Source organism: Microbacterium sp. CGR1 (assembly GCF_051062835.1).
Classification (GTDB): domain Bacteria; phylum Actinomycetota; class Actinomycetes; order Actinomycetales; family Microbacteriaceae; genus Microbacterium.
This window is the reverse complement of record NZ_JAOTPG010000001.1, coordinates 129,144-146,142: the sequence shown is the minus strand read 5'-3', so window position 1 is coordinate 146,142 and position 16,999 is coordinate 129,144. Positions and strand designations below refer to the sequence as shown.

Annotated in this window: 14 protein-coding genes; 4 read left to right on the top strand and 10 right to left on the bottom strand. The window is 68.5% G+C overall.

Annotated elements, in window-relative coordinates; all coding sequences use genetic code 11:
- Positions 1 to 137: 137 nt before the first annotated feature.
- Positions 138 to 1,169, bottom strand: a complete 1,032-nt coding sequence (locus OD997_RS00715; RefSeq protein WP_434329923.1) for a glycosyltransferase — start codon at positions 1,167 to 1,169, stop codon at positions 138 to 140.
- 148 nt (positions 1,170 to 1,317) lie between these two features.
- Between OD997_RS00715 and OD997_RS00710 the strand changes: the two genes are divergently transcribed.
- Together OD997_RS00710 and OD997_RS00705 are read left to right on the top strand one after the other, a co-directional pair.
- On the top strand, positions 1,318 to 3,078 hold the full coding sequence (locus tag OD997_RS00710; RefSeq protein ID WP_434329922.1) for a DUF4012 domain-containing protein: 1,761 nt from the start codon (positions 1,318 to 1,320) through the stop codon (positions 3,076 to 3,078).
- A gap of 141 nt (positions 3,079 to 3,219) precedes the next feature.
- Positions 3,220 to 3,801 (top strand): hypothetical protein, encoded by a 582-nt coding sequence (locus OD997_RS00705; protein WP_434329921.1) that lies wholly within the window; start codon positions 3,220 to 3,222, stop codon positions 3,799 to 3,801.
- A gap of 346 nt (positions 3,802 to 4,147) precedes the next feature.
- On the opposite strand, the gene OD997_RS00700 is transcribed toward OD997_RS00705, so the two are convergent.
- The 6 genes from OD997_RS00700 to OD997_RS00675 all read right to left on the bottom strand — a co-directional run bounded on the left by OD997_RS00700 (position 4,148) and on the right by OD997_RS00675 (position 10,054).
- Entirely contained in the window at positions 4,148 to 5,602 is a 1,455-nt protein-coding gene (locus OD997_RS00700; RefSeq protein ID WP_434329920.1) for an LCP family protein, read from the bottom strand.
- Positions 5,599 to 6,066 carry a 5-(carboxyamino)imidazole ribonucleotide mutase gene (purE, locus tag OD997_RS00695; protein WP_434332305.1) on the bottom strand — a complete coding sequence of 156 codons (468 nt, stop codon included), beginning with the start codon at positions 6,064 to 6,066 and terminating at the stop codon, positions 5,599 to 5,601. Before purE ends, OD997_RS00700 begins: the two co-directional genes overlap by 4 nt.
- A gap of 108 nt (positions 6,067 to 6,174) precedes the next feature.
- Positions 6,175 to 7,299: a 5-(carboxyamino)imidazole ribonucleotide synthase gene (locus OD997_RS00690; protein WP_434329919.1), complete on the bottom strand. Its 1,125-nt coding sequence runs from the start codon at positions 7,297 to 7,299 to the stop codon at positions 6,175 to 6,177.
- Positions 7,300 to 7,390: 91 nt separating this feature from the next.
- Complete coding sequence (locus tag OD997_RS00685; RefSeq protein ID WP_434332304.1) at positions 7,391 to 7,909, bottom strand: PH domain-containing protein; 519 nt, start codon at positions 7,907 to 7,909, stop codon at positions 7,391 to 7,393.
- A gap of 94 nt (positions 7,910 to 8,003) precedes the next feature.
- Positions 8,004 to 8,768, bottom strand: a complete 765-nt coding sequence (locus tag OD997_RS00680) for a biotin--[acetyl-CoA-carboxylase] ligase (RefSeq protein ID WP_434329918.1) — start codon at positions 8,766 to 8,768, stop codon at positions 8,004 to 8,006.
- A gap of 2 nt (positions 8,769 to 8,770) precedes the next feature.
- Positions 8,771 to 10,054, bottom strand: a complete 1,284-nt coding sequence (locus tag OD997_RS00675) for a CDP-glycerol glycerophosphotransferase family protein (RefSeq protein WP_434329917.1) — start codon at positions 10,052 to 10,054, stop codon at positions 8,771 to 8,773.
- Between the two features lie 118 nt (positions 10,055 to 10,172).
- Here OD997_RS00675 and OD997_RS00670 point away from each other — a divergent pair, with 118 nt between their 5' ends.
- Positions 10,173 to 11,198 carry a glycosyltransferase family 2 protein gene (locus OD997_RS00670; RefSeq protein ID WP_434332303.1) on the top strand — a complete coding sequence of 342 codons (1,026 nt, stop codon included), beginning with the start codon at positions 10,173 to 10,175 and terminating at the stop codon, positions 11,196 to 11,198.
- A 52-nt stretch (positions 11,199 to 11,250) separates the two neighbouring features.
- Here the strand turns inward: OD997_RS00670 and OD997_RS00665 are convergent, their stop codons facing one another.
- Genes OD997_RS00665 through OD997_RS00655 form a run of 3 tightly spaced genes read right to left on the bottom strand, consistent with a single transcriptional unit; the run spans position 11,251 to position 15,670 of the window.
- Positions 11,251 to 12,687: a CDP-glycerol glycerophosphotransferase family protein gene (locus OD997_RS00665; RefSeq protein ID WP_434329916.1), complete on the bottom strand. Its 1,437-nt coding sequence runs from the start codon at positions 12,685 to 12,687 to the stop codon at positions 11,251 to 11,253.
- Positions 12,684 to 13,937 (bottom strand): CDP-glycerol glycerophosphotransferase family protein, encoded by a 1,254-nt coding sequence (locus OD997_RS00660; protein WP_434329915.1) that lies wholly within the window; start codon positions 13,935 to 13,937, stop codon positions 12,684 to 12,686. The genes OD997_RS00665 and OD997_RS00660 overlap by 4 nt, the downstream gene beginning before the upstream one ends.
- Positions 13,938 to 13,990: 53 nt before the next feature.
- Positions 13,991 to 15,670, bottom strand: a complete 1,680-nt coding sequence (locus tag OD997_RS00655; protein ID WP_434329914.1) for a trypsin-like peptidase domain-containing protein — start codon at positions 15,668 to 15,670, stop codon at positions 13,991 to 13,993.
- Between the two features lie 100 nt (positions 15,671 to 15,770).
- On the opposite strand from OD997_RS00655, the gene OD997_RS00650 reads away from it, so the two are divergent.
- Positions 15,771 to 16,970, top strand: a complete 1,200-nt coding sequence (locus tag OD997_RS00650; RefSeq protein WP_434329913.1) for an aminotransferase class I/II-fold pyridoxal phosphate-dependent enzyme — start codon at positions 15,771 to 15,773, stop codon at positions 16,968 to 16,970.
- Positions 16,971 to 16,999 lie beyond the last annotated feature (29 nt).

The following is a 16,999-nucleotide window of genomic DNA, read 5'->3' as shown; positions in this document are numbered from 1 at the left end:
CAGGGTGTTTCGAGAGCGTGGGGCACGTCGAGACATGTGACCAGTGTGACGGAAGTTGCAAGATGATGCCACTGTTACAGCATTTTGGCTATGGGCGTGTCGGCGTGTCTGGGAAGACACAGCTGGCATTCAGCCCATTACAGGTCCGCGTGCAGGCCCCACACGCGCTCTGCGGCGCCGAGCCATGAGAACGATCTCGACCGATCCGCACCCAACACACCGAGATGCCTGCTGTCCGCCCCGACGGCATTCTCGACCGCAGCGGGGACGTCCGCGGGGCCGACGATCACCCCGCCGTCCGCAATCACGTCGCGGTGCACTCCGCTATCGACGGCGACCACCGGCACACCGAGAGTCATCGCCTCGATGACACGCCACGGCCACGCCGTGAGCGCGCTCGTCGCTACCAGCGCCGAGGCACCCGCGAAAACCGCGGCCCGGTCGTCCGCAGACAGCGACCCGCGCACGTGCGCACGTGATTCGGGCAGCCCGGCGGCCGCTGCGATCTCTGCGAACCGCGGCTCGGCTCCCTCCGGCGCATCGAGGACGACCGCGTCCTTGCCGGATGCGACAGCGGCGCGGAATCCGGTCTCCAGCGACTCCGCGGTGCCGGTCAGCACGACGTATCCGGCCGGCAGGGAGAGAGAGGCGCGTCGCGCGACCGCGTCGAGCGGGACGACGAATCCTGTGGGAGCAGCGCCCGAGATGACCCGGATGCGCCCCTTGAGCTTGACGATCTCGGCGAGCCGCTCCCCCACGGCGTGCGATGGCACGACGACCGCATCCGCGTGCTTGACCGCGCGCTTCAGCATCGCGCGCTGCCAGGCGACAGCGGCCTTGGGCAGAACTTCGGGCGACTCCCACGCACGCAGATCCCACAGGGTGACCGTCGTCTGGTCATGATCGTGCACTCGATCGTGTCGAACGAGGGGCGCCATCAAGGTGGCGGAGTGGATGAGACCGCCCCCGACGCCCGGGACGATCCCCAGCTGCCAGGACGCCGCGAGCTCGCGCCGCGCGAGAGAGAGCTTGCGCACGTCTGCGAGGCCGGGGATGCGCACCTCGGAGCCTGCCGGGATGATCGCCTCCACAGCGCAGCCGGACGGGGCTGTCGACACGAGCGCCGCCGCGAGATCCGAAGCCGCCGATGCGTGATCCGGATCGACCACATGCGTCAGTTGATCCAGAACAACACGCAACCGAGCACCCATGCGACAACAGTAGTCGTCAGAGGCTGAAGAACCCGGGAGCGTGACCGTACAAGACCCGGTTCGGCGTCGCCACCGCTGATATGCCGCTTCGTGCTTGAATGCAGGGGTGAGTGACGGACGCCTGCCTGCACGACGTCGGTGGTTGCGATGGGCCATCGGCGTGATCGTGACGTTCCTCGTGCTCGCGATCGGGTGGGTGACGATCCGCGGCATCGGAGCGGTGAACGACCTGCAGCAGGTCGCGACGTCGTCGTCCACGCTCAAGGAGGCGATCGGCCAGGGCGATCTCGACAAGGCCGCTTCGCTGTCGGCCCGCATCGCCCATCACGCGGAGTCCGCCCACGACCTCACATCGGATCCGATCTGGCAGGGGTTCGGGTTCGTGCCGTGGCTGGGGCCGAACTTCACGGCGGTGGCCGATGTCGCCGAGATCGCCGACGATGTCGCCGCCGATGCACTCGTGCCCGTACTCGACGCTGCGGGAGAACTCGATCTCGGGACGCTCGGCCTGTCGGGCGGAGTCGTCGATCTCACGCCTTTCGCGCAGATCGAGCCCTCCCTCGCGGATGCCAGCGCCACACTCAGCTCCGCGGAGGATCGGGCGCTCGGCATCGACGCCGATGCCACTCTCCCCCCGCTCGCCGACGCCGTACGCGAGATGAGATCGACCGTCACCCAGGCCGCGACGGTCGTCGGCTCTCTGCACGGCGCCGCCGCACTGCTGCCGAGCATGCTCGGCGCCGAGGGTCCCCGGAACTACGTCCTGGCGATGCAGAACAACGCGGAGCTGCGCTCGTCCGGCGGCATCATCGGAGCGATCGCGCTGCTGCACGCGGAGAACGGTCGAATCACGCTCACCCAGCAGGCCGCGGTGCCTGACTTCCCGCCACTGGACACCCCGATACCGCTCAGCGAATCGACCGTGGCCCTGTTCGAAGACCGTCCGGGACGGTACATCCAGAACCTCACGAGCATCCCCGACTTCACCGAGGCTGGACCTGCCATCGCCACGAGGTGGCAGGACCGCTTCGGACAGCCGGTCGACGGCGTCATCGCGGTCGACGCGGTGATGACGGAGAACCTGCTCACCGCGACCGGTCCGCTGACACTCGGCCCCTTCACCGTCACCTCCGAGACGGTGGTGAGCGTGCTCCTCTCCGAGATCTACGCGGCGATCCCGGACCCGACCGCTCAGGACGCGGTGTTCTCCCAGGCGGCAGCGGGGCTGTTGTCCGCGGCGCTGTCGACGGCCGATCCGAAGGATCTGGTCGCGGCGCTGGCGGTGTCGGCAGACCAGGGCCGGATCCGCATCTGGAGCGCGCACCCGGAGGAGGAGGAGCTCCTGTCGGGCTCGTCTCTCGGCGGAGCGTTGCCCGTCGACGACACCGAGACCCATGTCGGCGTGCTGTTCAACACCACCACCGGCGGGAAGATGGACTACTACACCGATGCGTCGATCTCCACCGCGATCGGCACGTGCGACGGTGAGCCGACGACACAGGTGACGGTGACCTGGACGAACAACGCTCCGGCCGACGCGGCGACGTCCCTGCCCCCGTATGTCACGGCCGACGGCTTCTACGGTGTGCCCCCCGGCTCGACGCGCACGCTGATCACCGTGTACGGACCGGAGGGCGCGACGCCGTCGCACATCGACCGCGACGGCGAGGAGGAGGTCGTGCAGACCGCCCTCCTCGGCTCGCGCTCCGCCGTGCAGCACGACGTGCTCCTGGCACCGGGAGAGTCGTCGACGATCACCGTCGAGTATCAGGGGACCGGCGCGGGAGAGCGCCTGACCGTCGTGGACCACACGCCGATGATCCGCACCCCCGACACATCTCGCGAAGAACTGCGTTGCGCATCGTGACTTTCCCGACCCGATGATGTAGGGTCATTCTCACTGGGGAATACTGAGTTCTGCAATTCTGTCGTGGGGACAGATGAACTCATGCAGTCGGATGCAGGGGTGTATCCGAAGGCAATTCCGCGTGAATTTCTGGGGAGAATCATGCTGAAGAAACTGGCTGCGATCAGCCTTACTGCTGGTGCACTGGTGCTCATGGCACCTGCTGTCGCCTCTGCCGCGCCGGTTGTTCCGGCCTCGTCCGACTCATACTCGGATACACCGCGCGTGGGCGTCGACGATCCTGTCATCGACATCTGCGACGTCTCGACCGTCGCCTTCGGCGCAGGGTACTTCCTGCCGTCCGAGAACGTCGGAGTGTCGGTCTCCGGTCTCAACGCCGGCGAGTCCTCGATCTCGGGTAACACGGCGGCTGCCGACGGCAGCCTCCTCGTCACCTTCCGCCCGCCGTCCGATGGGGAGGGCTCATACGCGCTCACCTTCAGCGGCTCGCGCTCGTACACCGCGACCATCACGGTCTCGAGAGGACACGACGACGCATCGAGCTGCGATCACGACCCCGGGGTCGCGAGCGCAGGCACGGAGCTGCCGCTCACCGGCGGCGGGTTCGAGCTCGCCCTCACCGGCGGCAGCGTGTCGCCGTGGATCCTCGGCGGCGGAGCCGCGGCCCTCGTGGCCGGCGGAGCCCTCGTCGCGACAGGAGTCGTGCGCCGCAAGCGCGCCTAGGTCAGATCCTCGCTTCGTGCGGGGATCGACTGGACGACGGTGATCCCTCCCCCTCCGATCACCGTCGTCTGGTGAATCCGGTCTCGTACCGGAGGCCCACGACCGCCACTCTCACTCTCAGGTGGCGGTCGTGGGCTTATTCGCGCCCTCGGGGCGGTGGGAATCGCACCATCCACGGCGTATGGCGCGGTGATCCGCGCCCTCATTCTCGGGCGGTCGCACAGGCCACCCCACCGCACACGCTGCCCCTCGGGCACGAGCCACGGCTCACGGGCCACGTGCCCCGGCTCACCTGGACCGTTGCTCTCTCAGCGCTGAGCGCTGACCGCCACCACCCGCTCCCCTGTCAGGGCGTCGGCGTCGGGGTCTCCGTCGGCGGATGCAGCGTCTGCTGCATCAGGTCGTGGATGTACGCGTAGTCCGGTGCGTGCTCATCCACGCCGTTCTCGGGGGTGAGCTCGATCGTCGTGATGGTCTGCTCCTTGGCCTTCGTCATCAGATCGAAGAACTCCGGCAGCTTGTCCTGAGGCAGATCGGTGCTGATCAGCGCCGTCCCGGCGGCAGCCACTTCATTGAAGCGCGTGAGCACCGTCTGCGGCGTGAACTGCGCGAGGATCGCCTCCTGCAGTTCGCGCTGGCGCTTCATGCGGTCCCAGTCGCTCGTCGTGTATCGCGATCGTGCGTACCACTGGGCGGTATCACCGTTCATGTGCTGCTGGCCGACCTCGATCCACCCGATCGCCCACGCGTCCACGTCGTGCGGGTCTGTGCCCTCCGGCGGCCCGCCCTTGGGCAGCCGCTCCGTGACATTGATGTCCACACCGCCGAGCGCGTCGACGAGGGCCGCGAAACCGTGCATGTCCACGAAGACGTAGTACGGGATCTCGATGCCGAGAACCCCCTCTGCGGCATCCTTCGTCGCCTCGATGCCCGGATCCGAGCCATGAGCTGCAGCGTCGGGGTACAGGCCTTGACCGTTGTCCTCCCGGCAGATCTCGGCGGCGTTGCGCACGTGATTCATCCAGCCGTTCCATCCGCAGGAACTCGAGCTGTGGCCCTCGAAGCCGTTCGGGTACAGCGCCTGCATCGGGCTGCCCTCGCTGAACGGCGCGTTCGGGAGCTCGCGAGGGATACCCGTGATGGTGACGGCGCCGGTCGTCGCGTTCACCGAGACGACCGAGATGCTGTCGAATCTCATCGAGTCGCGGCCGTCTCCACTGTCAGCACCGAGCAGGAGGATGTTGTAATACCCCTCGCTCGGCGGCAGGCTGGGCCCGCTCTGACCGAAGATCGTGCTGATGGTGCCGCGCGCGGTTCCGACGTACGACGCCGCGTAGCCCATGCCCGTGCCGACCAGCCCGAGCAGCAGAAGTGCGACGAGAGGAATGGCGAACTTCGACGGGCCGGGGATCCTGACGATCCGCACGAGCCGGAGCACGTCGAAGGTGAGAACGAGCCACAGCACGATATAGGCGATGATCAGCACCTGCACCAGAGTGAGGATCACGGCCGAGAACCAGCCGCCGCCGACGGTGAGCCACAGCAGCACCGGGCGCGCGAAGAGTGCGAGGCCCGCGCCGACGATCACCAGGAACCACGCGAGAAGCGTGGCACCCAGGCCGAAGCGCCCGAGTCTGCGGTTGCCCGCGAGCACCTGAGCCGAACCCGGCACCAGCACGTTCAGCAGCACCAGCCACCAGCCGCGCTTGGTCATCGTCCCGGCGTCAGACGGATCCGGATTCCTCAGCGGGCGCGTCTCGATCAGCGGTCGCGCCGACCCGCGCGGCGGGGCAAGGGTCACAGCGACCCCTTCAGCCGTTCGTTCTTCTCCTCGACCTGAGCTTCGAGGTCGAGCGCATAGGCTTCGACGCGGTCGGCGAGGTCGTCGTCGGACGTTCCCAGGATCCGCGCGGCGAGGATTCCTGCGTTGCGCGCTCCCCCGATCGACACGGTGGCCACCGGGATCCCGGCGGGCATCTGGACGATCGACAGGAGCGAGTCCATACCGTCGAGATAGGCCAGCGGCACCGGGACGCCGATGACCGGCAGCGCCGTCATCGACGCGAGCATGCCCGGAAGATGCGCGGCGCCACCGGCACCGGCGATGATCACGCGGACGCCGCGCGCCCGGGCTTCCCGCGCATACTTCGTGAGCTTGTCGGGCGTGCGGTGCGCCGAGACGACCTCCACCTCATGCGGGATCCCGAAGTCGGTCAGCGACTGAGAGGCATCGCTCATCACTCGCCAGTCGGAGTCGGAACCCATGACGACACCGACGAGGGGCGCTGCGGAGGAGTGCAATGGCTCAGTCACCCACTCAGGCTACGGTCTACTGCTGGGAGAACCCCCGAACGGCACACCTCTGGAACACCCTCAGTCGAAGTGAGCCGCTGCCGCCCTGGCGACGTACACGGCGTCGTCGAGGTCATCACCGGAGACGTTCACGTGGCCCACCTTGCGGCCAGGACGCGGAGACTTGCCGTAGGTGTGGATCTTGGCGGTCGGATGCTCTCTCATCGCACCGGCGAAGCGGTCGCCGAGTGCCCCCTCCTTCGGACCTCCGAGGATGTTCACCATGACCGACCACGCAGCCCGCGGGGTCGTGTCTCCCAGGGGAAGATCCGCGACGGCTCGCAGATGCTGCTCGAACTGTCCGGTCACGGCGCCGTCCTGGCTCCAGTGGCCGCTGTTGTGAGGGCGCATCGCGAGTTCGTTCACGAGGATCCGCTCATCGTCGGTCTCGAACAGCTCGACAGCGAGCATGCCGGTGACGCCGAGCCCCTCGGCGATAGACCGGCCGATCTCGCCGGCCACCTGGACCAGACGCTCGCCGGCCCGCGGCGCGGGAGCGATGACCTCGGCACACACGCCGTCACGCTGCACGGTCTCGACGACAGGGTAGGCGACGATCTGACCACTGGGGCGGCGTGCCACCTGCTGCGCGAGCTCACGCACGAACCCGACGAGCTCCTCGACCAGCAGCGCTTCACCGTCGGCGAGACCGTCGAACCAGTCCTGAGCCTCTGCTGCGGCACGGACGACGCGGACGCCTTTGCCGTCGTACCCGCCGCGCGGAGTCTTGACGACGCCCTGCCCCTCATGATCGTCGAGGAAGGCCTGCAGCTCTGCGACGTCACGCACCGGTGCCCAGTCGGGCTGCGGCACGCCGAGATCGGCGAGACGAGCACGCATGGCCAGCTTGTCCTGGGCGAACTGCAGCGCATCCGGGCCCGGGTGCACGGCGACACCATCGGCGACCAGCGCCCGCAGGATCTCCTGCGGGACATGCTCGTGGTCGAAGGTGACGACGTCGACGTCCTTCACGAAGGCGCGCACCACCTCGAGGTCGTGATAGTCGCCGACCGCGGTCGCCGCGAGCTGCGCCGACATGCCCTCGTCTTCAGCGAGCACCCGCAGGTCGAGTCCGAGCTCGACCGCCGGGGCGATCATCATCCTGGCCAGCTGGCCTCCACCGATCACGCCAACGCGCAGCGCCATGTGCCGCCTCCATTCGTCCTGACCATTCTCGCGCATCGGCGCGAGCACGGATCACACGTCTCTTGCTGATCGCTGAGGCGATCGTCCGCGCTCAGGACCCGGGGTATCCGTCCGACCCCGACTGCGCGTCACGGTGAGCGAGGATCTGACTCACTTCGATCTGGTCGGCCAGCGTCTCGTGCACGAGTGTGACGTTGGGCACGTTGGCGAGCCGCAGAGGTGCGTCGACCCCGTTCGAGAGCGTGATCGTCCCGACACCCCATATGCGCTGCAGCACGCCGCGTCGCACACCGATCGTGTAGCCGCGGGCGTGCGACATCTCCCGCCGGTTGCGTGCGCCGATGCCGTGGTTGACGATGACCCGGCGCGTGGTGACCGTCACCGATCGCGAGTACCAGATGACGTATGGCACGACCACGAGCAGCAGCACCAGCGCGCCCGCCGCAGCGAGCAGCATCCAGTTCTCGAACGGCGCCGGCAGGTTGTCGTAGAAGTAGGCAGTGGCCCCGAAAGCCGCGATCAGAATCAGCGCCGACCAGAACAGCCGTCGTGCATGGGCCCGGAACCGCGCGATGAGCAGTTCCTCTGTGGGCACGCCTGGCGGTGGCATCGTCGGCCTACCGCCGAGAGTCACGGGCTGGGTCACCCCTCCATTGTGCCCGTAACCGCGGACATCGGCGTCTGCGCGCCCGGGCGTGTCAGAGTCACGCCGGTCGGACGTGCACCACGTCACCGGCCGAGACAGCGGTCTCGATGCCGTCGTGTCGCACGATAAGTCGCCCGTCCGGATCCAGCGCCGTGGCCGTCCCGATGAGGACTCGTTCCCCGGGGAGCGACACCCGCACGTCTAGACCGATGGTCGCGCAGCGATCGGACGCCGCCGCATGCAGTCCGCTCGACACCGCGTCCCCTGCCGCGGCGAGCGCCGCGATCAGGGTGTCGAGTTCGCGCAGGTACGCCGAGAGAAGACGGTCGGCATCGATCTCTGCACCCAGGACGGCGAAGGACGTCGCGGTGAGAACCGGCAGGTCCGATGCCGTCATCGCCGTGTTCACACCGGTGCCGACGATCACCGCGTCGTGCGTGGCCTCGGCGAGGATGCCGCAGATCTTGCGCCCGTCGACCAGCACGTCATTCGGCCATTTGACCGCCACCTCGTGCTCGGGCAGCTGTTCGGCGATGGCATCAGCCATCGCGACACCGGCGGCGAGGGGTATCCATCCTCGGGCATCGATGTCGGACGGGAGCCGCCGCAGCAGCACCGAGACAGCAAGAGAGGCCCCGGCCGGAGCCGTCCACGTGCGATCGAGTCGTCCGCGGCCCGCCGTCTGGTTGTCGGTGAGCAGCACGGAGAGGTGCGGCCAGACCTGCGGGTCGACGGACCGCTCCCGAAGGACCGCGTTCGTCGAGCCCGCTTCGGGCAGCACGTGGAGCCGCGAGGCGACGGTACGAGAGAGTGGAAGGTCCACCGTCAGACCTCTTCCTCGTCGGCCTCTTCGTCGTCATCGTCCTCGTCGGTGCGCACAGAGCCGATCTCGTGCGCCTGCCAGTGATCCCACTTCTGCATGAGCTGATCGATCGCGGCATGGAACTTCTCGGTGGCGACGCCGGGCGTCGTGTCGCCGAAGTAATGCTGCACCCACATGCGGAGACGGGCGATGGCCGCCTCATCGGCGCGGACACGCTCGACCTCCGCGACGATGTCCGACGCGGCATCGACGCTCAACCACTCGCAGTCCGAGAGGTAGCCGTTGGTGTCGATCGACGCGCGCTCATCGGCGGGACGTGTGATCATCAACGGCTTCCCGACAGCCAGACGGTCGTAGACCATGGCCGAGATGTCGACGATCGCGACATCGGCCGCGGCGAGCTGCCATCCGAGGTCCGCGCCGTCGTCGTGCACGTGCTGCGCCGCCGGATCAGCGGCGTTCGCCGCGGCGATTTCGGCGATGATCCGCCGATGCGCCGCGCCGTACGCATCGTCGACCACGCCACTGCGCGGATGCGGGCGGTAGATCACGCGGTGGCTGTCCGAGGCGAGCAGCGCCGTCACCAGCGCCTCGCCGTGCGTCGCGATCGAGCCGTAGTGGGCGCTCGGGCGGTCGCCCTCCCAGGTCGGCGCGTACAGCACGACGGTGCGAGCGTCGGGCGTGTAGGGCAGCGTGCCGGAGTAGTGATCCGCCTGCGGCCGGCCGATCTCGATCGTGCGGTGGTCGATGTCCCAGTCCCAGAGCGTGCGGGACAGACGATCGCGTGCGGCCTGACCTGCGACGAAGGCGTAGTCGTATGCCTTGTACTGGTTCGTGGTCATGTACATCTTGTCGGACTCGCCGTGGTTGATGAACACGTGCCAGCGCCGCCCGTAGCGGAACATCTGGAAGTTGCGCGTGTTCTGGTTCACGTAGAGCACGATCCGGATGTCCTGCGCGGTGATGAACCGTTCGAGGTCGCGCACGGTCGGGACGAACGCGACAGGCGGACCGTCCTCGTCGAGGAGCTTGTCGGCTCCGGTGGCGGAGCGGGACAGCACCACCACGGGCCAGCGCTTCGCGAGCTCTTTCAGCGGGCTGTACCACTGTCGCATCTGGTACATGTTGACCGCGCCGTCCGCGAAGTAGACGGCGACCTTGTAGTGCTCGGTCGGGTGCGGCTCCTGGTCGGCCAGGCGCCGCCTGACCCGCTGCACGGCCTTGCGCGAGGCGAGCGCCCGCTTCAGCAGACGGTAGGCCTTCTTCGCATCGGACACTGCACCCATCCCTCCAGGATACCGAGTGCGGGCGTCGCGAATCAGCGAACGTCCGAGAAGCACATGCCATGATCGTCATGTGCCTGACAATGACATCGACGTTCCCGAGACCGGGGTGTCGTTCGTCATGCCCGTGCTCAACGAGCGTGCCTATCTGGAGCACGCGATCAGCTCGGTGCTCACGCAGGAGCTGTCGGTGCCGGCCGAGCTCGTGCTCGCGCTCGGCCCCTCCACGGATGGCACGACCGAACTCGCGCAGCGTCTCGCCGCGCAGGACGACAGGATCCGCCTCGTCGACAACCCTGCGGCGCACATCCCGGTCGGGTTGAACGCCGCGATCCGCGCCAGTCGCTACGACACGATCGTCCGCGTGGACGCACACTCGGAGCTCTCCCCCGGATACGCGGCGCGCGCGTTGGAGACGCTCGAGCGCACGGGAGCGGCCAACGTCGGAGGCGTCATGCACGCAGACGGACGGAGTCCCTTCCAGAGGGCGGTCGCGCGCCTGTACAACTCCCCCGTCGGACTCGGGGGCGGCGCCTACCACGGCGGCACGCAGGAGGGCGAGGCGGAGTCCGCCTATCTGGGAGTGATGCGCCGCGCGGTGATCGAGGAGGTCGGGCTCTTCGACGAGTCGATCCGGCGCGGTGAGGATTGGGAGCTCAATCTGCGCATCCGCCAGGCCGGTCACCTGGTCTGGTTCGACCCGAGCCTCTCCGTCACCTACTGGCCCCGCGAGAGCTGGCTGCGACTGGCACGGCAGTTCCGAGCCACCGGCGCCTGGCGCGGAGAGCTCGTGCGCCGGTACGGCCGCCGCAACGGCATCCGTTTCTTCGCTCCCCCGGCTCTGGTGGTGCTCGTCGCGATGGTCATGGTCGTGGGGATCCTGCAGGTGACCGGAGCGATCACCGGCCTGATCTCCTCGATCATCTCGGCCGTCGTCTATCTGCCCCTGCTGGCTTATGTGCTGCTGGTGATCGCCGTCGCGTCACTGCCGGGCGGTGGACGGTTCCGTCAGCGGCTGTGGACACTGGCTGTGCTGCCGACCATGCATCTCTCCTGGGGTCTCGGCTTCCTCGGCGGAGTTCTGCGAGGCGCCGGCGACACCGTGGACGCGTCGAGGCTCGGCACGCGCAACACGCCCCTCCCGTAGTCCGGCTCCGCCCCGTCCTGTCCTGACCTTACCGACGAGCGTTCCGGCCCGGTCAGCGGGTGACGTACCCCTGGTCGAGGATGCGCGCGACCACCCGCTCGGCCGCATGACCGTCGTCCCTGGCGTTGAACTGAGCCTTCCACGCCGCATAGCGCTCGGCGAAGGCGCTCACGTGCCCTCGGTCCGCCAGCGCGGTGACGAGTTCGTCCTGCGTGTGCAGAAGCGGCCCAGGGGCCCGTGTCTCGAGATCGAAGTAGAACCCGCGGAGCTTCCCGCGGTAGTGATCCAGGTCCGGCACGAGGAAGTACATCGGCTTGCCCGTGACGCTGAAGTCGAACATCACCGAGGAGTAGTCGGTGATCAGGGCATCGGCAGCGAGCAGCAGCTGGGAGGTCTCGGGATACCCGGTGACGTCGATCACCCGCGCGCCGGCACGGTCGCGGTCGGTCTCGATCGTGCGTGAATGCCCCCGCACGAGCACCACCGAGTCGGTCGTCCTGGCGAGCTCCTCGGGGTCGATGAAGTCGACCATCTCCGTGCGGTCGTCACGCCACGTCGGCGCGTACAGCAAGACGCGCTCGCCCTCGCCGATGCCGAGGGCAGCGCGGATCGCAGCGGGATCCCCTGTCACGAGGGCGTCGTTGCGCGGGTACCCCTCGACCCAGACGGGCCGCCCGAGGAACGCGTATGCCTTGCGGAGAATACGCTCGGAATAGGTGTTCTGCGCGAGCAGCACGTCCCAGCGGCGGGACTCCTTGACGACGGCGGCCGCACGGCGGGGATCGAACCCCGGTCGATGCAGCGCCAGGCGCTTGAGCGGCGTTCCGTGCCAGGTCTGCAGCACACGCTGCCCGGGCTTGCGCGCGAATCGACGTCGCAGCCAGTCGTTCACGATCAGCAGTCGCGCCGCCGCGCGGGCGCGCCACCATTCGGGGCTCCCTTCGACGACGGCGATCGCGCCCTCCGGGACCGCCACCGAGAGGTCTACGACGCTCCAGTAGCGCACGACGTCGGGTGCTTGCGCTGAGAGCGCTCGGTCGATCGCCTGGGGGTTGCAGCCGACGCTGCGCCCGTAGAAGCTCTCGAAGAAGACCGCATTCTCTGTCGCGCCCTGATGTGCGAGGTAGCGTCCTTCCAGCGTGGCCTGACCTTCCGGCGACTCGTACGCGGGGTCGACCGGCGCGGCGATACGGACGGTCGCACCGTCGACGGCCACTCGGACGCCGGTCAGCACGTCGGGGCCGATGTGCAGACCATCGAGGTCGACGTCGGGGATGCGGATCTCGTAGTCGCCCGCCGGCAGAGGAAGCTCAGGGCCGCCCCATCGCGATGCACGGAGCGCGAACGTGGCCTTCCACGTCTTGCCGCCACCGGTGATGCGAGCATCGACTCGGGCACGCGGCCCGATCAGCTGCGCGGTGGCGGGACGGTGACCTGCCCCTGCGATGATCAGCGACTCTGCCGTCTCATCGATGCGGGCCGTCGTCATGCTGCTCCCTTCGGCGCGGGGATGCCTCGCGCACGGATCGTCTCGTACACGCGCCGGGTGTTGCGTCCATCACGGAACGCGTGCATCTCCGCGCTGAGCGTAGCGGAATGCTGCGACCTCGCGGCGAACACGCCGTCATCGTCCAGCAACGCCGACAGCTGCACGAGGAGGGAATCCCAGTCCGTCGCGGCGTCGTCTCCTGCCACGTCCTGGAAGCGACCGTAGAAGCCCCGCGTGCGGGCGTACTGCTCGGCGTCCGGCGCCAGGTAGAGCACCGGCATGCCGAGCAGTCCCACGTCGTAGGCGAGCGAGGAGTAGTCCGTGATCAGGACGTCGATCGCCGGGAGCGCGGGCGTGATGTCGGGCAGGAGGCCGGCCCCGAGCATCCGTACCCGTCTGCTCGGCAACGACGGCGCGTATCCGCCCTCGCCGAGGGGGTGGGAGCGCACCAGCAGAACAGCGTCATGCTCTTCCAATACGCGGATGATCTGCACCCACTGAGCGGCATCCGGGACCGCGGGGTCGGCCGCACCGTCGCGCCAGGTCGGGGCGTACAGGATCGTCCGAGAAACGCGTGGCAGATCGCCGAGCACGCAGCCGAGCAGCGCGGATGCGGAGGCTCGCCGCTCGTGCGGTTCACCGGCGGACAGGACGTCGACACGGGGCTCTCCGGTGACCACGACGCGAGCGTCACCGAGCGCGAATGCGGACTCCAGTCGCCCCCGGGAGCGATGAGAGGCCGCCGGCAGCACGCGGATCCGCTGGGCGGCCCGCCGGTACAGGATGCCGATCAGACGTCGGAGCACCGGAGCTCCGGGGACGTCGGGAACCTGAGTGGTCGCGGGCGAATCCAGGCCGATGCGCTTGAGCGGGATGCCGTGCCACAGCTGCACGACGAAGGCGCCGGAGATCGCATAGCGATTAACGTCACCGAGACCGTGGGTCACCACGACGACGCCGGCGCGGGCCGTGACCCACCACCCGCGCAGACTGGCCTTGCGAACGGTCGGGAGGCCCAGCGCTGCCGCGTCGAGGTCCTCGCGGTCCGATGACGTGAGCCACAGCGTCTTGTGACCCTCCGCCGCAGCATGACGCTGCAGCGCGAGAGCACCGTCACCTACGCCCGCTCCGCAGCCGAAGACCCAGCGGGTGCCTCGGGGCACGAGAAGCGTGCCGACGCGTCCGGCGAGGTAGAGAGGGATCCGAAGCAGCTTGGCCGCATTGCCGGAGCCGAAAGAGAAGGACGCCACCCCGCGAGCCTATCGCGGGGTGGCGTCCTTCTCTGAGAGCGGGGTTCCGACGGTCAGCCTGCGAGCTCTCCCAGCGTCACGTCGATCTCGTACTCCTTGCCACCGCGGATGTAGGTGACCTTCGCGTCGCTGCCGGCAGCGGCAGCACGGACCTGAGCGGTCAGGTCGCTCGCGCTCGTGATCGGCACACCGTTGAAGGCGGTGACGATGTCATCGGCCTTGAGACCGCCGGCTGCGGCGGCGCCACCGTCGGTGACATCGGCGATGTACGCACCCGCGACCTCGGCGTTCTCGACCGAGGCCGCGTCGCGGACCGATGCACCCAGCAGACCGTGGCTCGCCACACCGCCGGCGATGATCTCTTCCGAGACGCGCTGGGCGATGTTCGCCGGAATGGCGAATCCGATGCCGATGGAGCCGGACTCCTCCGAGCTGCCCGAGCTGGCGATCGCCACGTTGATGCCGATCAGCTCGCCCTTGCTGTTCACGAGGGCACCGCCGGAGTTGCCGTGGTTGATCGCCGCATCGGTCTGGATCACGGCGATCGAGATGGACTCCGAACTCTGCTGCGAGGTGTTGCCCGGCAGATCGAACTGGAACGGGCCCTGTCCCTCGCCCTCGTCCGGTGTCTGCTCCTCCTGCGGAGCGTCCTCGGACGACGAGTCGGGAAGAGCGGACGACGCGATCTGGATGCTGCGGTTGAGCGCGCTGACGATGCCCGTCGTGACGGAGTTCGACAGTCCGAGCGGGGCACCGAGCGCGACCGCGGTGTCTCCGACATTGAGCTTCGACGAATCGGCGAAGTCGATGGGCGTCAGATCCGACGCCCCTTCGAGCTTGATGACCGCGAGGTCGTAGATCGGGTCCGTGCCCACGACGGTCGCCGTGAAGATGCGTCCGTCCGAGGTCGTGACACGGATCGTCGGGTCGGCGACAGCCCCGCCGAGGGTCACGACGTGAGTGTTCGTCAGCACGTAGCCGTCGTCGCTGATGATCACGCCGGAGCCGCTGCCGGCCTGGTCCGAGCCCGCCACCTCGATCGTGACGACCGACGGCAGCGCCGCGGTCGCGACCGCCGTCGTCTCGTTGACGGAACCGGGGTTGTTCACCGTGACGGTGTCAGGGCCCTGGGCGACCCCTGTCGAGTTCTGGTTCGAGATGCCGTTGAGGAGGGCGCCTCCGCCGAAGCCGGCGACACCGCCGACGAGGGCTGCGGCGACCACGATCGCGGCGAACTTGACGCCGGCCCGGGGCTTCTGGCTCTTGACCTTGGTCGTACCGTCGGCGGGCTGCCCCGACTGCGCGGTGTGGATGCCGAACGCCGCTCCGGACGCCGTGGCCGTGGCAGCGCCGGGGTGAGCGGGTGCCTGATGACCGGGCGCCTGCTGTCCGGGAGCGCCGAAGTACGGCTGCGGAACCGTCTGCGCGGCCGGCGGCACGTGGGCCGCGGGGGCCTCGAACACCGGAGCGGGAACCTGCGGCGCCGTGGGGGCGGACGCCTGCGATGCAGAGGTCGTCTCCGGCACGCTCGGCGCAGCGTGGTGCGGGGCGGGTGTCGACGCGAACGTCGGTGGAACCTCGTGCCCCTGGTGCGATCCTGACGCGGCAGCGTTGCCGGGGTTCTCAGCGGCGGCATCCGTCGTCGAACGGTCGACGACCTCTGCTGCCTCGGTGGACGGCACCGCATCGTTCGACGCGGGTACCGAGTGGTCCTGGGTGTTGTCTTCGTTCATGGTGTGTGCTCCTTCAACGACGCTCCTTCAGAATGGCGCGTGTATCTGTGCGTTTCGTATGGCGAAGATGAGTTTCACCTATGCCCTTAGCCTGTTCTTCATGAGTGTCATCCCAGGCGCATGGCGGCGCACGGCAGCGGGAGCCGGTCTGCTCGCACCCGACGGAAGCGTCGCGCCCACCATCTTCGCAGAGATGTCCGCTGCCGCGGCCCGAACCGGAGCGATCAATCTCGGACAGGGATTCCCCGATGAGGACGGCCCCTCCGAGGTGCTGGACGCCGCTCGCGAGGCCATCGCCCGCGGGGCCAACCAGTATCCGCCGGGGCGGGGCATCCCCGACCTCCTCTCGGCGATCAGCGAGCACCAGTGGCGCTTCTACGGACTCGAGGTGGACCCGGCTCGCGAGGTGATCGTGACCGCCGGCGCCACCGAGGCGTTGACGGCGACGCTGCTCGCCCTGATCGACGGCCCCGACGACGAGGTCGTCGTGTTCGAGCCCTACTACGACTCCTATGCCGCGGCAGTCGCTCTGGCCGGCGCCCGGCTGCGCACCGTGCCTCTGCGGGCTCCCGACTTCCAGCCGGACCTCGATCGACTCGCCGCCACCGTCACGGATCGCACGCGGATCATCCTGATCAACGATCCGCACAACCCGACCGGAGCCGTCTTCGACCGTACGGTGCTCACCGAGGTGATCCGACTCGCCGAGCTGCACGACGCGATCATCGTCACGGACGAGGTCTACGAGCACCTCGCCTTCCACGCTCCGCACACGCCCGTGGCCACACTCCCCGGAGGCGCCGAGCGCACGCTGACGATCTCGTCCGGGGGAAAGACGTTCTCGGCGACCGGCTGGAAGATCGGCTGGGTGCACGGCCCCGGAGATCTCATCACGGCCGTGCTCACGGTGAAGCAGTACCTGACGTATGTGAACGGCTCGCCGTTCCAACCGGCGATCGCTGTGGGGCTGCGCCTCCCCGACGACTACTTCACCGGGGCGGCTGAGGCTCTGGCGACGAAGCACGAGATCCTCGGATCCGGCCTCCGAGCCGCCGGTTTCACGGTTCACCCGCCACAGGGCGGCTACTTCACGGTGGCCGACGCCACCGCTCTCGGAGGGGCGGATGCGGCACGGTTCTGCCGCGAGCTCCCGGAGCGCGCCGGAGTCGTGGCGATCCCGCTCACCGCATTCGTCTCCGAGGATCGGCGCGGCGACTACGCGGGACTGGTGCGCTTCGCCGCGTGCAAGCAGGTGGCCGTGCTCGAAGAAGCGGCCTCACGCCTCGCCTCGAGCTTCTGAACAGCCGCTGAGCCGCGCACCGGCCGTCC

Bases quoted from the DNA above. Each gene is read 5' to 3' on its own strand.
- purE (WP_434332305.1), bottom strand. From the start codon at position 6,066: ATGGGTTCCGACTCCGACTGGCGAGTGATGAGCGATGCCTCTCAGTCG.
- OD997_RS00705 (WP_434329921.1), top strand. From the start codon at position 3,220: ATGCTGAAGAAACTGGCTGCGATCAGCCTTACTGCTGGTGCACTGGTG.
- OD997_RS00655 (WP_434329914.1), bottom strand. From the start codon at position 15,670: ATGAACGAAGACAACACCCAGGACCACTCGGTACCCGCGTCGAACGAT.
- OD997_RS00675 (WP_434329917.1), bottom strand. From the start codon at position 10,054: ATGGGTGCAGTGTCCGATGCGAAGAAGGCCTACCGTCTGCTGAAGCGG.
- OD997_RS00650 (WP_434329913.1), top strand. From the start codon at position 15,771: ATGAGTGTCATCCCAGGCGCATGGCGGCGCACGGCAGCGGGAGCCGGT.
- OD997_RS00690 (WP_434329919.1), bottom strand. From the start codon at position 7,299: ATGGCGCTGCGCGTTGGCGTGATCGGTGGAGGCCAGCTGGCCAGGATG.
- OD997_RS00670 (WP_434332303.1), top strand. From the start codon at position 10,173: ATGCCCGTGCTCAACGAGCGTGCCTATCTGGAGCACGCGATCAGCTCG.
- OD997_RS00685 (WP_434332304.1), bottom strand. From the start codon at position 7,909: ATGCCACCGCCAGGCGTGCCCACAGAGGAACTGCTCATCGCGCGGTTC.
- OD997_RS00665 (WP_434329916.1), bottom strand. From the start codon at position 12,687: ATGACGACGGCCCGCATCGATGAGACGGCAGAGTCGCTGATCATCGCA.